Origin of the sequence: Culicoidibacter larvae (assembly GCF_005771635.1) — a bacterium.
Taxonomy (GTDB): Bacteria; Bacillota_I; Bacilli_A; order Culicoidibacterales; family Culicoidibacteraceae; genus Culicoidibacter; species Culicoidibacter larvae.
Genome location: NZ_VBWP01000016.1, coordinates 13780 through 28485 on the forward strand (window position 1 = coordinate 13780; position 14706 = coordinate 28485).

Genomic DNA, 14706 nt, shown 5'->3' on the forward strand with positions numbered 1-14706 from the left:
CACCTTATTCATCATCCATTGAAAGTACCGTCATAAATGCTTCCTGCGGGACCTCAACGCTACCGAATGACTTCATTCGTTTCTTACCTTCTTTTTGCTTTTCAAGCAATTTCCGTTTCCGACTAATATCGCCACCATAACATTTTGCTAATACGTTTTTCCGTAAAGCCTTAATTGTTGAACGGGCAATAATCTTACCACCTAAAGCTGCCTGAATCGGAATTTCAAACTGGTGACGCGGAATAACATCTTTTAATTTCTCGGTAATCACTTTACCGCGATCAAAAGCGAAATCCTTGTGAACAATAATTGCCAAGGCATCAAGACGATCACCATTCAACATAATATCCATTTTCACTAGTTTTGAAGCTTTATAACCAATAAGCTCATAATCAAATGACGCATATCCTTTGGTTCCTGATTTTAAACGATCGAAGAAATCATAAACGATTTCCCCTAATGGTAATTCATAGGTAATTCGTACCCGAGTATTGTCAATATAATCCATGTTGATATAGTCACCACGTTTTTTCTGACAAAGCTCCATGATTGGACCAATATAATCTGCCGGCGACATAATTGTTGCCTTAACATATGGTTCCTCAATAGTTTGAATCCGTTGTGGATCAGGCATCTTTGACGGGTTATCAACAATCATTTGCTGACCGTCAGTCAAGTTTACATGATATACAACACTTGGTGCTGTTGCCAGCAATTCAAGGTTAAACTCACGTTCCAAACGTTCTTGAATAATTTCCATATGCAGAAGTCCTAAGAATCCACATCGATATCCAAAGCCAAGAGCTTGTGATGTTTCCGGCTCAAATTCTAATGCTGAATCCGAAAGTTGCAATTTCTCTAATGCCTCGCGCAAATCATTGTAGCGTGCACTATCAATTGGATACAACCCGCAGAAAACCATTGGATTCATTTTTCGATAACCTGGCAACGCCTCCGGCGCTGGGTTATCTACAGCGGTTACTGTATCACCAACATGCACATCCTGAATATTTTTAATTGAACCGCTGATCCAGCCAACTTCGCCAGCAATCAGCATATCGCGTTTTTCCTCTGCCGGCGTATTAACTCCGAGTTCAACAATATCATATTCGGCACCGGTTGACATCATGCGGATTTTCTGACCTTTTTTAATCGTTCCCTGAACAACCCGAAGTGAAATCATAACCCCGCGATAGGCATCGAAATGCGAATCAAAAATTAATGCTTGTAACGGACCATCCGGATCCCCGGTCGGTGCCGGAACAAGTTCCACAATCTGCTCCAAAATTTCTTCAATACCAATTCCTGACTTCGCTGAAGCTAAAACTGCATCATCAGCCGGCAAGCCAATAACATCCTCAATCTCTTGCTTAGCACGTTCAGGATCAGCACTTGGCAAATCAATCTTATTAATAACCGGAATAATTTCCAAGTCATTATCTAAAGCTAAATATACGTTAGCAAGTGTTTGCGCCTCAACTCCCTGAGCTGCATCAACAACGAGCAAAGCACCCTCACAAGCTGCAAGCGAGCGAGAAACTTCATAAGTAAAATCGACATGGCCGGGAGTATCAATTAAATGCATCAAATATTCCTTACCATCTTTGGCAGTATAAGTCAGCTGCACGGCGTTCAACTTAATAGTAATGCCCCGCTCACGTTCAAGTTCCATTGAATCAAGCAACTGATCTTTCATCTCACGACTGGTAATCGCTCCGGTAACCTCTAAAATCCGATCGGCAAGCGTAGACTTCCCGTGGTCAATATGAGCAATAATCGAAAAATTTCGAATCTGTTCTTGTTTCGCTTTTTTCTGTGCGTGGTTCACTAACACACCCACTCCTTCAAATAGTATCTTTTCGCTGTATTCATCAGCGTTTCACCTAAAATTCATACCCCAATATTATATCAGATTACCAGGTTAAATAGTAGTATTATTTAAAATAAAAACTGCACTTTCCCAAAGGAGAAAATGCAGTTTCTCAATAATTTTATTCCAATGCCTCAAGCTCATTACCAACAAGCAACATCTCGTCATAATTCAAATGCTCACGTAATTGCGCGGCTGTCTGCAAACTGATTCGCTTTGTTTCCAGCAAACGCGACAACATATCGCGCTCAACTTGAATCGCTTCTAAATAATATTTATCAACATTTGTATCCACTTCAATTGGATTACTGTCATCCAATTGATCAATCTTCAACGTTTGATTATATCGCTGTAATACTCGCTCTACTTCAGCATGATTCTCAATATTTTCTTGCTCTTGAATTGCCTTTATTGCTGCAAGTTTTGCAGCCTTACGAGCTTGCTTAAACTCAACAATCATTGGTGTATATTCTTCAGCAAGTTGAGTGCCATTGAGAGCAACCCGATCATCCCACTTATGATTTAAACGCTTGCGGAATAATCGCAACTGAATATTTATCTTCAATCTCTGCAAAAAAGTAGTTTGTAAAAATTCTGTTTGCTTTTGCAAATAAATCTGATATAGCTGCGCAACTTGTTCGCTGATTTTATCATCTGCTTGTAATTGCTTAACTGCTTCCAGCTCCGCTTCATAGCCACAACGCATCAAATCAAGCATCTTATTCTGACTTGCCTTGCGAAAATTAGCCTGACCATTATACTCACCTAACTCTTGATGTAAACCACCAAGCACCTGATGAATGGCAATACGATTGCCATCATTAATCTCACTTTCCAGCTGACGGCTCGCCATATCAATCAGAATTTTTTTCGCGGCAGCAAACCCTAACAACTCTGAATCTGCTTCAACCGGTTTCTCGGCTAATAATGGCAAGAAAATAATTGCAAGCACGAGCGAGAAAATAATAACTCCGGCGGCAAGAAACAAAATACTATCACGCATTGGAAAAGCACTTCCATCCAAAAGCGTAAACGGAATAGATAAAGCTGTTGCCAGAGTAATTGTCCCTCGAATTCCACAAAAAGCTGCTATCAGTGCATACTTAGCCCGCGAAACCGATGATTCACCAATCAAATTCTGACTTCTCAACACTTTTTTAACGAAGCGCTTCATTGGACGCGCTTCGTTAATGAAGGGTTTGTATAAAATAAACACCCACAAAAAGCGAATAACAATCAATCCTAACGTGATCGCCAAACTAATCAATGCCAAAAACCATGTTGATGCCTCATTACTAGTCTCGATTGCCTGATAAACATCAGGAAGCATAAATCCCAGAAGCACAAAAACCAAACCATTCAGCACATAGCCCAGCACCGACCAAGTATTAGCTGAAATAATCTGTAACTTCGTTGTTGTCCGCTGCAAGGCATCCTTTTCAATTCCATGCACAATACCGGCAGCAACAACTGCCAAAATACCAGAAACTCCTAACGCTTCTGCTACCAAGAAAACGATAAAAGGTGTGGTAAACTGAATGACAACAAGCATTGAAACCTCTTCGTAACCATGTCCGCGCAAAAACAAGCGAACCCAAACATAAATAAAACCTAATACCGCTCCAAGAGCAATACCTCCTAGTGCGACAAACAAAAAGTCCATCGTCGCATCACCTATAGAAAACACGCCGGTTAAAGCTGCTGCAATTGCCACCTTAAAAGCAACAACCCCTGATGCATCATTGAACAACGACTCACCATCAAGAATCGCGCCCAAGTTCCCCGGAAGCTTCAAACCTTTAGTCACCGATTGCAACGCCACCGTATCTGTCGGTGACAAAATTGCCGCCAACGCAAAAGCAATTGCCAATGGCATCGCCGGCAACAACCAATGAATAAACATACCACCTAAAAACACAGTTGCAAAAACCAACCCAAAAGCCAAAAGCATAATCGGCTTTGCAAACTGCCGCAAATTAGACCGCGAAATATGCTGCCCTTCGTTAAACAACAATGGCGCAATAATTATAACCATAAACAACTCCGGCTGAAATTGTAAATTCACTGGAATCGGCAACACTGAACAAGCAATACCAACACCAATCTGCCACACCGCCAACGGAATCTTTGGAAATCGCCGACTCAAAATCGTTGACCCAATAATTGCTAACAACAAAGCCAAAAGTGATATCACTAAAGACATATAACTACCTCCCCTTTATCTTGTAAACGTAAATACATCTGCCGTTGAATGTTTGGGATTAAATACGTAACCATCAAATCGCAAGGATTTAATGGTTTCAACATCCTTAACCTTAGCTTTCACCATTTGCGCGACAAACTGCCCCCGCGCCATCTTCGCATAAGTAGCAATTCGCTTGAACTGACCCGCGCGTTGCTCCTGAAAATCAATTGAAATATGTGGTCGTTGAATTAACTTGGCAAACTCATTACTCGCTACATTTATAATAACATCATCATCAAGTAATTTATTGACCTTACGCTCCCAAAAGCGGTACAAACTTTTATCTTCCAGCGGACTCGCCTTCATATCCAACCGATACGGTTTCACCCCGTCAGTTGCCCGCAACAACCCATACATAGCAGAAAAAATAGCGCAATGCTCAGCTACATACTGCCAATCTGCTTCAGTAAACTCCTCCTGCTTCATCGACTTAAACACCGCCCCGCTATACGTCGTAAATGCTGGCGTCGGTGTCCCTTGCTTAAAATTGGCAAACATCCCATGCACCTCTGCTGCTTGTTTCTCAGAAATATTAAAAAACTCCTGCAAGTCTGCATGATTATATTTCTTCAACTTTCTTGCCAGCATCTCCGCATCACGCTCATAAACTGCAGTCGTCATTGCTAACGGCGATACCAATTGTCGCTGCGTCTTTGCCGGTGATAATAAAATCTGCATATCAACATTCCTTCCATCTTAAAAGGCGCGCAACCGCGCGCCCATTACCAACAATCTGTTTAGTTTTGCGTCAATTTCCGAACCAACCACGGCTGGCTGTACAGAATCCGCAACGCCAGTTTCAAGTTCCAACGTCGTAAATGCCGCAAATATAAATTACGCATGCCGCTACCATAACGAACATATTTATTTTTTCGCCACTTTGGAAACTGGCTATTTAGATCATCAAAAAGTTTCGAAGCTAATCGATAAACCGTTTCAAAGTCAGGTGCCTTCAACACCCGTGCAAATGAAGCAACCAAATAATTCCGCGCCATTAAATATTCCAGTTCATCGTAATACTCATCATAACAATCATGTTCCTTATACCAAGCCACTAACTGACTGAACACCGCTTCAATATCCATCACCTTCTCAGAAAAAGTGCTAGTTATCGACCCGCTTCGTTGCCGATAATAAAATAACGGCTGATGTACAAAAGACACCTTATTAATTAAAGGATACAATTGATAGAAAAATACTAAATCCTCATAGTACAAACCTTCCGGAAACTGCATACCATACTTTTGAAGTGTTACACGGCGCCAAATTTTATTTTGCGCCATCGGGAAAATATCCAGCATCGCTTCCTTAAAATCGCGATACTCCCGCTTAATCGTTCCCTTTTGCGGCCCGCCGCTCTTCTCGCCGGTCCGCCCCTCATAAACATAAACAATATCTGTACAAACAATATCAGCATTCTTCGCCAATGCCTTATACATCAATTTCTCATAACAATCGAGCGTCACCCAATCATCGCTGTCCATAAAAGCAATATATGTACCTTGAGCATGCTTTAAACCAAAATTACGGGCATCCGATAAACCACCATTAGGTTTCTCAAAAACCTGAATCAACTCCGGGTAACGTTCCTGATACACTTTAACAATAGCAAGCGAGCCATCAGTTGACCCATCATCAACAACAATAATCTCAAGACTCTCATATGTCTGATGTACCAAACTTTCCAAACAAGTATCAATATATTGCTCAACATTATACACTGGCACAATAACACTTAACTTTGGCATAATGACCCACCTCTCTATTTTTTATACCACCGGGCAAAACGATCACGCCCGATAATTCTCTTAACAAATTGTCCTATACGCCGTCGAACTTTCCGTAATGGTGAAAGTTGAGTACGCCAGCTGGAAGCATAACGGTGAACCGTATATGCTTCCTCATTTTCGACACAAAAAACTGAACTCGGAAATATCTCAATAGACCCGGCCAAATGCTGGCGCGCATCCCGATACTTAAGCTCATAGTCGCTAACCAGAACCTCAGTAATCCGCTTATTGATTGTCAGCGTCGCATCGCCCAAATCACTAAAAAGCTCGTCATCATAAGTTGCCAGTAATTGCTGTAACAACGGATGACCGGCACTACTGATAATCGTACCGGTATTCACCCCGGTCAACTCATGATCAAACTGCTCCATCGAGAAAATAATACTATCATCAAAAGACAGAAACTCGTCAAGTGGCCGACATACTTCAACATCAGTATCCAAATAACAGCCACCAAATTGATTCAGAAAATAAAGTCTGGCATAATCACTAACAAAAGCAAACCGCTTTGCCTCATAAGCAGCGCGAACATAATCATTGATATTCACATCAAAATTAGTTTCATTAATCTCTACAAAACTAAAACCGTCCAGCACCGCTTTCCAGCCGGCAATATACTGCTCAACCTCCGCCGGCTTCTCCGTACTCCCAAACCAGCAATAGTATACAACATTCTGAATCGCCATACCTCGTCTCCTAACCAATAATATCTACCACTATAGTATAACAGTTTCAACCACAAATTTAAATCGGGAAAAAACAGAAAAAACCGGGCAGCGACGAGCGCTTCCCGGTTTTCAAATTTATTCATTATAACTATCCGGCAAATCATTGGCAATCAGCACATAGCTATTAACCTCAATCTCTGCCCGCATTTTAGCCAAAGCATCCTGTAAATCACGAGCAACATAAATCTGCACCTCCGGATATTCAACTTCCTTCAGACCATCCTGAATCGGCTGTGTCTGCTTCTCGCCAACCAGAATGACAAAATCAGTCGTATCCTTCATATACATACCATAAGCCTTATTCAGCTCATACTGCTGCTCACCTAACTCAATCATACCCGGTGTAATGACAATCCGCTTCCCATCCATCTGCGCTAAAACCTCAAGCGCCATTTTAGTACCAACTGGATTGGCATTAAAAGCATCATCAATAATTGTAATATCACCTTGGCGCTTCAACTCCAAACGGTGTTCCACCGCTGGCATCGTGCCAACCGCCCGCTGCATCGCTTCCGGCTCCACACCAAGCTCAATACCAAGTGCAAATGCCGCCAAGAAATTAGCAACATTATGGGTACCCATCAACTTAGTCCGGAAATGATAAATAATTCCTTTGCGGTCACGAATATCAAACGTCATCCCGTGTTTATCAAAACGAATATTTTCACCACGATAATCAACATCAGTTTCCTCAATACCAAGTGTCACCACCCGGCAAGTATTTTGAATCTGATAGCCAGCAATCATCTTATCATCCATATTCAGGAATGCTACACCATCAGCCGGTAAAGCTTCGATTAATTCAAACTTTGTCTTCTGCACATTTTCAATCGTCTTAAAAGTATCTAAATGCTGCGGCCCAATAGAAGTTAAAATGCCATACTTTGGATGAGCAATATCGCACAACTCTTTAATCTCACCAAGCTTATACGCACCCATCTCAGCGATAAACACCTCATGGATTGGTTTCAAATACTCACGAATCGTAATCGTTAATCCCATTGGCGTATTAAAACTTGCCGGCGTCATCAAAGAATAATACTTTGCTGACAACAGGTGATTAACAATATTTTTTGAAGTCGTCTTCCCATAACTACCGGTAATCCCAATTACCCGCAACTCCGGCATCTGCTCAATCTTCCGCTTCGCATCATCAACAAACCGCTTGCGGATTGCTGCCTCAATCGGCGCATTAATAGCATTCGCCACCCAAACTATAAAATAATTCAGGAAATTAAAAATAATAATTAAAATCAAAAACGTGACAAACTCACCGGTCACCAAGAAACTAATCGTCCAAGCCGCAACCAACATCAGCACATAAATAATCACTGAAGTAATCACCAAACGAATCACCCGCGGCGTAAAAACCAAAGGCTTCTTCACAAAAATCCGGCGACTTAAAATAATCCGCAATACCGCCAAAACAACATAAATAGCAATAATAATCCCGAAGCCTAAATAAACCCCGACAACATTTGGCATCACAAACATCAAGACAATCCCTAAATACGGTGCAAAATCTTCCAGTGGCAAGACTTTGCGCAGATGACCGCCCATCCAACCAAAATATCGTCCAGTATTATAAATATTCTGTTGAAACATATGCAAGCTCTCTAAGTAACATAATGCTGTATACCAGCCCCATGCTCCAATTGTCAAACATAATAAAATAATCGTAAAAATTGGCATGACATATCTCCTCTAATTACTTGTTCGGTGTCAGGAAACTATCCAACACCCGCAACACATTCGGCAAACATTCCAGATACGCATAATGTCCCGCTTGCTCATAAACAACCAACCCGGCATTCGGCATCTGCGCCTCCATCTTTTTGGCATCACTCACCGGAGTAGCATCATCCTCTGCACCCCAAATCAATAACACCGGCATGGTCATCTTCGGCATCAAATACTGTAAATCCTCATTCACAACCAATGACAAAGTATGCTTCATCACATCACTTGCCTGCTGATAATCGCTGCTCCCCGAACGTGACACCACCTTCTGCTGCAGCTTTTTCAAGCCCGGCAGCCCAAGCACCCGCTTACCAACCTTGTAAGTATACACCTTCGCATAATAATCAACACCACGCTTCGGCTTCACCCCAGCCGCATCAAAAAGCACAACCTTCTCGATTTCCAGCGGAAATCTCGCCGCCTCAATAATCGCAATCCGGCCACCAAAAGAATGCCCCATCAGCACTGCTCGCTCAATTCCATGCTGCACTCGAAACTCATGCAACATATCCGCATAGTCATACACTGACCATGCTACCGGCGGCTCGCTGCTCTCACCAAATCCAGGAAAATCCAAAATCCAAACTCGGAACCATTGCTTTAAAAAATCCCCTACCGGATCCATCATCGCAATATTCTGCCCCCAGCCATGCAATAAAATAATATCAGCACCTTCGCCGGCAACACTATAATTAACCACCGCTCCATTTATCTCAACCTGCACACTTGGGACCTCCCTTCGAAATTTGTGAATAAAGCACCTTAACTCATACATTATAGCAAAAAAAAACCAAAAACGGTAGTAGAGATGTTTTCGGGAGAAAAAAGGAGGCGAACCTGCCTTGTGCAGTCTCGCCTCTAAACTTCTTAATCAAAACTAAATCACGCAATCTTTATAATCACGTAACCGGAAATAGTTGTTTCAATACTATAGCCTAAAGCTTCTAATTTATCTATAACTTTTGTTTTATCCGTCTGCACAATTACATAGTTAATCTCCTGCTCAAGTAAGTCAGCTTGTACATTATCATATAACTCCTGTTTTGTTACAAAAGCATTTAAGCGCTTATAAGCAGCCTGCTTTTCATCATCTTGGAATTTAGTATAACGGGTGTTAAACACTTCTATGTTTTGAATATAGTTTCGCAGATAAGTTGGTCCATAAAACATATTATATTCAATCAATGCTAGGGTGCCTTCTGGTTTAGCAACCATATAATCACCAATATCTATTGTCACTTGATCCAATTTATATGGATTGTCCAGCAGTTTTTGGTAATCTATTTGCCCATCAAAGGTCACACTGACATATTTCCGGTTATCCAGACGCTCCTCGGTTTTAGAATATTGATATAAACTCAAGCGGCTTGGGAAAAGGGCAAATAAAAGGATTCCTGCCGCTACAACAACATTCCATATCCAATGCCATTTTTTTGAAACCAGCAATGATGTATAAATGTACACACCCCATACCAGAAACATAATTACAAATATGTTGAGCATCAAGTTACCGAGCAATCTCTTATAGCCAAACTCAATAACTCCGAAAATCAATATTTTCATAACCCATGGATTAAAAAGCGTTATTGCTAAAAATGTAAGTGGAAAAACAACATAAAAGAAAAATACATTACTTTCTTCTTTCGCTGAAATCATTTGTATTTTCTTTTTACTTAAATAATTTACACATGCAAAGACTATTATCAACATAACGATTATGAAGTAAAAAGGTACATACCAGTAATAATTCCCAAAGAAGTTACTTATTTGTACAAGCCAGTCACTAATCAAGCTTGTGCTATTTTCGGCTGCATCCGCTGCGGCCGGAAATAGTTGTGAGTTTTCTGAAAAAATATTAATTATTTTCTCCCATAAATTAGTTGTTCCCAAGAATAACAGTAATGAACCAATTGACGGAATCAATGCAATCAATAAATATTTGAAATTACGCCATTTTATTTTGTAGAATATCATGAGGAAAGTGAAAAGTGCAAGTAAAATGAACTGATTAACAAATGCTAATTGGCTAAATGAATTCCCGGCCAAAATATAGACTGTAAAGGCAACAACGAACTGAATGCCAAATGTCGCCAGAACCTTTCTTCTTTGAAAAGCTAGGACAAACAATTCAAAAAAGCCTACAATAACAATATATTTAAATCCAACTTTCCCAACATGGGCGAAGAATAGGAACCAGCCATCAAGCAGGTACTCCTCTAGTTTCCCAGTAGTATTATACGAAAACAAGATTGAAATAAATAAAAAGACAACTGACCATATAGCAACTGCGCGTTTTTTAAATAATGTATATGCCAGTGAATACACAGAAATATAGGCAATACTGACAATTATTATTTGAGCAGCAACGCTAGTAATGATAGCAACATCTAATTGGAAAGTAACCGCGAGATATGCAATAAGTAATTCCCAACTTGAAAACAAGTAAGTAACCGGCAGGTAATTGCCAAGAACCCCAGTTGATGGTTCCAAATAATAGATTGAGTTGCTTCCAATTTGTTGTAGCGATTGTGAGATATAAAATAAGTTATCGCCATAAGCATTATCCGGATTCCACGCTCCTAAGTTGATAAATAGATGAATCGCTATTACTATTAAAACAGGAATGAGCGGAAACAGCCTCTTATAATTAAACGATTGTTTACCACGCCATTTAAAGTATAAAAATACTTGTGCTCCTATGAAGACGAGTAAGGTTACAGTCATAACTATGTAAAAAGCAGTCCATGAGACATGCAAAAGCTGCATTGGCACCGATATTATCCAGAAAAAAGCACACAAAATGACAAACCCGTAGTGAATGTTCCAATCACTACGGATATTCATCCATTTTTTAAAGTTACTTCCTGTTACATGTGATATTAAAAAGATCGCCAAAACAATAATTACTGTTTGAATAATCCACATGTTCATTCCCACTTCCTTTATGAAGTCTTATAAATAATATATTTAGAATTTTTTAAAAAAACTGGATATAAATTTTCCAAAGAATCATTGATTTTTGAATCAGAATATGTAATTAAAAAGTCGATTCCATCTCTTCTTATAATTATTGGTGCAAGTTCGTCACATTCATATTCATAAAACTCATTATATATACATCGATTTAATTGTTCGGCATCTGAATCTTGGGTAAAATCATCAGAGAAATTCCATCCAACAAACTCATCTTCACTTGATGGCACTAAAGGGAACTCTCTCCTCATCATAAGTTCTCCATTTGAATCGTATGCTCGAATTACTGCTCTTAAGTCATCGGAAGGTAGTGCAATCAAATGCGGGTTATCTATTTCTGCTAAAGACTGGGCAATTTCAAGAAGCTCCTTATCAAATATCTGATAGTTGAACGGTTTTACATTCATTTGAAGTCTTTCGACGAAAGTTTTAGGAGAAAATAGAAATTCAAGGTTTTCATTTTTTATTCCTGGGTATATTAAAGTAAATGCAGTCGCCAATACAGCAATAATTGTTAAAAAATAATTAGCTTTCGTCTCTCTAACGATTACAAATATTACCAGAAACAAAAAAACTAATTCAACAACAAAGTTTGCATCAGGAAATCGATTGTATAATAATCCTGTAGTTATAAACTTAGATATTAATGGTTCAAAGATTGGCGCTTCTAGAACCCAATGAAACATCAATAATATACCACAAAAAATTAATCCTGAATACTCCTGAAGTTTTTTCCAATTTGCAATTAAAATAATTCCAGCAACAATTGAAACTGGATATTGGATAAAGAAAAATGTTTTAATATATGTTTTCCAATTGCTTAGCGAAAAAATATTATAAGGTTCTTGCTGACTTTCAATAGCAATACGGCCTAAAATTCCACCACCGGATGTTATCTGCTGTTTAATTACTAGCGCTAATGTTAACAACACAAACACTAACATACCTATAATCAATGGTATCACAACATCTCTTTTTATTTTCTTATTTATTACTATATCAGCTATAATTGCAACTGCATAATAACCTCCAACAATAAAAAACGTTGTTGAACTAAATGAAAATGCTGCTAAACTAAAAATTATAATAGCACCTATTTTAATAAGAATCGCTGACGTCTTAAAAGAAATATTATACAAAAGAACAATCGCAACTAAAACAAGTGCTTTGGTAAATCCATTTCCCATCCACGGGGCAAAAACCAGAGGAAAGTAATAATTAATAAAGAAAATTGCACATAAAATAACCATAGCTAGGAAAATTTTTATCTCCCACCTGCTTTTTTTCAATATAGTATTAACTACATCAAAAGCAGCAAATACTATAAACGCAATATTTAGCAAACTAATTACAGAATATGCAATAATTGATGGATTTATATTACTAACATCGGCTATTGTAGAAATCAATACATAATTTGAAGATAGGAAATGTGGGTCAAAGAAAGGTTGCATTACACCACTACCTGGAACTTGGCTATTTATCATTCCAGTACTAATTGTATCATTATACATAGCCATCCAATACGCGCCATCTCCCCCCTTGCTATATACATTAAATGTTATTGATGAAAACAGAACGAAAAAAACTGATACACAAATAAGCAATACAACCTTTTTTTTATCAAAAGATTTTAAATAATTTTTTTTATTTTTTAGTGTTAAAAACAAGGCTGCTCCAAAAAGAATAACTATTAGTACAATGCAAATTATCTTCAAAATAATCCAAGGGGCATCCATTAACATAAAAGGAGTTGTAAATAGTTGTAATAATCCAAAAAACAATATATATCCAACAATTTGCGAAGAGATATTATCCAGAAATTTAATACGTGTTTTTATTGAAAAGCCAATAAAATCAAAAATTAATAGTGCAAGTATTGCCATAAATATTACAATAGCATTTAGAATCATTTCTTTGTTTCCCTACTTTCTTTACTATCAAGCTCAAAAACTGCAATTTTTCGGGCTAACAATTCATTTTGAGCCTTAAGCTTAGAAATTTGCAACATTTGTCTGAATGTTAGGATAAAAAGAAGGAAAATCATTATTAAAAACACTACATTTGTATCCGATATGAATCCAAACAAATTTGTAAAAATTGACACTAAACCTGGGAATATTGCAATAATAATTAAGCCTATTCCTATCAAGAACCATCCTGCAATATCACTAATTTGCACTTGAGATTTTTTTACCTTGACCCACATATATAAGAAAGTGAGTATTGACGCAATAATTAATAATAGCCTTAATGTAAGATTCATATTATTTACCTATCTTTCTTCTTGGATTGAGTAAAATCGCAATAGTTGTGTGGATCATATATCTCATTGAAGAAAAAATCCCTCCTAAATGGGATTTCCCAGCAAATCTTTCCTGCATTACAACTGGCACTTCTTTTACTTTATAGCCATTTCGAGCAAACATAACAATTGTATCTGGCTCAGGTTTTGCATTCATATCCATGATAATTTGTTCATAAACCTTTTTATTATATGCTCGCATCCCACTAGTGGGATCTGTTAATACAAGTCCAGACTGTAATTTAGCAATAAATTGAAGCCAACTAGCACCTATTTTCCTAAACAGAGTCTGCTGATATTCTTTTTTTCCGTCTAAAAAACGTGAACCAATTACAATATCATATCCATTTTCTAACTCTCTAATTAGTGGCTCTATATATTCTGGCAAATGTTGGCCGTCCCCATCTATTTGCACACACACGTCATAATTTTTTTGGTATGCATATAGCATGCCAGCCTTAATTGCTCCCGAAAGACCTAAGTTAATAGGTAAATCAATAATTCTTTCAGTATGTTGTTCTGCTATCTTTTTTGTATTATCTTTAGAACAATCATTTATGATTACATAATCATAAAGCGGAAATTTTTCATCTAAAGTACTTAATAATTTCCCTAAAGATTTTTCTTCATTATACGCTGGAATAACTAATAATACTCTCAACTTCTTCACCTCAATAAAAAGTTTATTTAATAACAACTCGCAGTCGAGTATTATTTACCGATTTAATCTCTGCCGTCTTTCCGTTTCCTAACGTGTAGTTCTTACTTGTCAACGTGTATGTCCAGACTGGCATGTTACTTCCATTCTGGTCTATGACCAATTCGTACTCACCTTTACTGATTGCCTCAGTTCCTACAGTGTAGTAAAAACTTCGTGCATTCCCAGATACAGCACTCACTGTAACCGCAACTTCTTCTTTTGTCGCTATATTTACATATTTCGCACTTACATTTTTCAGTGGTACTGTCGCACCACTTCCATCTAATGTTACTACTTGTAATCGCAAGTCATTATTCACTACACTTGCTCCTACATACTCCGTTCTAATCCCCGT

The 14706-nt window shown here is 38.4% G+C and carries 12 protein-coding genes; all 12 read right to left on the reverse strand.

Annotation, left to right across the window (positions count from 1 at the left end):
- Positions 1 to 4: 4 nt before the first annotated feature.
- Positions 5 to 1828 (reverse strand): translation elongation factor 4, encoded by a 1824-nt coding sequence (lepA, locus tag FEZ08_RS11635; protein ID WP_138192611.1) that lies wholly within the window; start codon positions 1826 to 1828, stop codon positions 5 to 7.
- A 163-nt stretch (positions 1829 to 1991) separates the two neighbouring features.
- Entirely contained in the window at positions 1992 to 4073 is a 2082-nt protein-coding gene (locus tag FEZ08_RS11640) for a Na+/H+ antiporter (RefSeq protein WP_138192590.1), read from the reverse strand.
- Positions 4074 to 4088: 15 nt separating this feature from the next.
- Positions 4089 to 4793 carry a YaaA family protein gene (locus FEZ08_RS11645; RefSeq protein WP_138192592.1) on the reverse strand — a complete coding sequence of 235 codons (705 nt, stop codon included), beginning with the start codon at positions 4791 to 4793 and terminating at the stop codon, positions 4089 to 4091.
- A gap of 59 nt (positions 4794 to 4852) precedes the next feature.
- On the reverse strand, positions 4853 to 5863 hold the full coding sequence (locus FEZ08_RS11650) for a glycosyltransferase family 2 protein (RefSeq protein WP_138192594.1): 1011 nt from the start codon (positions 5861 to 5863) through the stop codon (positions 4853 to 4855).
- Between the two features lie 14 nt (positions 5864 to 5877).
- Entirely contained in the window at positions 5878 to 6591 is a 714-nt protein-coding gene (locus FEZ08_RS11655) for a glycosyltransferase family 32 protein (protein WP_138192596.1), read from the reverse strand.
- Between the two features lie 117 nt (positions 6592 to 6708).
- The gene (locus tag FEZ08_RS11660; RefSeq protein ID WP_138192598.1) at positions 6709 to 8325 is read right to left on the reverse strand and encodes a UDP-N-acetylmuramoyl-tripeptide--D-alanyl-D-alanine ligase; all 1617 of its coding nucleotides are present in this window, start codon (positions 8323 to 8325) and stop codon (positions 6709 to 6711) included.
- Between the two features lie 16 nt (positions 8326 to 8341).
- Complete coding sequence (locus FEZ08_RS11665) at positions 8342 to 9097, reverse strand: alpha/beta fold hydrolase (RefSeq protein ID WP_138192600.1); 756 nt, start codon at positions 9095 to 9097, stop codon at positions 8342 to 8344.
- A gap of 158 nt (positions 9098 to 9255) precedes the next feature.
- A complete protein-coding gene (locus tag FEZ08_RS11670) occupies positions 9256 to 11304 on the reverse strand; it encodes a DUF6077 domain-containing protein (RefSeq protein ID WP_138192603.1) in 2049 nt (682 codons plus the stop codon).
- 11 nt (positions 11305 to 11315) lie between these two features.
- Positions 11316 to 13259 carry a DUF6077 domain-containing protein gene (locus FEZ08_RS11675; RefSeq protein WP_171015066.1) on the reverse strand — a complete coding sequence of 648 codons (1944 nt, stop codon included), beginning with the start codon at positions 13257 to 13259 and terminating at the stop codon, positions 11316 to 11318.
- Positions 13256 to 13612, reverse strand: coding sequence for a DUF2304 domain-containing protein (locus tag FEZ08_RS11680; RefSeq protein WP_138192607.1), 357 nt, complete (start codon positions 13610 to 13612; stop codon positions 13256 to 13258). The genes FEZ08_RS11675 and FEZ08_RS11680 overlap by 4 nt, the downstream gene beginning before the upstream one ends.
- A gap of 1 nt (position 13613) precedes the next feature.
- Positions 13614 to 14321: a glycosyltransferase family 2 protein gene (locus FEZ08_RS11685; RefSeq protein WP_422386952.1), complete on the reverse strand. Its 708-nt coding sequence runs from the start codon at positions 14319 to 14321 to the stop codon at positions 13614 to 13616.
- A gap of 13 nt (positions 14322 to 14334) precedes the next feature.
- The coding region (locus FEZ08_RS12260; RefSeq protein WP_206750550.1) for a hypothetical protein at positions 14335 to 14706 on the reverse strand (372 nt) is incomplete at its 5' end.

Coding starts and splice junctions, on each gene's coding strand:
- FEZ08_RS11640 (WP_138192590.1), bottom strand. CDS start 4,073: ATGTCTTTAGTGATATCACTTTTGGCTTTGTTGTTAGCAATTATTGGG.
- FEZ08_RS11645 (WP_138192592.1), bottom strand. CDS start 4,793: ATGCAGATTTTATTATCACCGGCAAAGACGCAGCGACAATTGGTATCG.
- FEZ08_RS11650 (WP_138192594.1), bottom strand. CDS start 5,863: ATGCCAAAGTTAAGTGTTATTGTGCCAGTGTATAATGTTGAGCAATAT.
- FEZ08_RS11655 (WP_138192596.1), bottom strand. CDS start 6,591: ATGGCGATTCAGAATGTTGTATACTATTGCTGGTTTGGGAGTACGGAG.
- FEZ08_RS11660 (WP_138192598.1), bottom strand. CDS start 8,325: ATGCCAATTTTTACGATTATTTTATTATGTTTGACAATTGGAGCATGG.
- FEZ08_RS11670 (WP_138192603.1), bottom strand. CDS start 11,304: ATGAACATGTGGATTATTCAAACAGTAATTATTGTTTTGGCGATCTTT.
- FEZ08_RS11675 (WP_171015066.1), bottom strand. CDS start 13,259: ATGATTCTAAATGCTATTGTAATATTTATGGCAATACTTGCACTATTA.
- FEZ08_RS11680 (WP_138192607.1), bottom strand. CDS start 13,612: ATGAATCTTACATTAAGGCTATTATTAATTATTGCGTCAATACTCACT.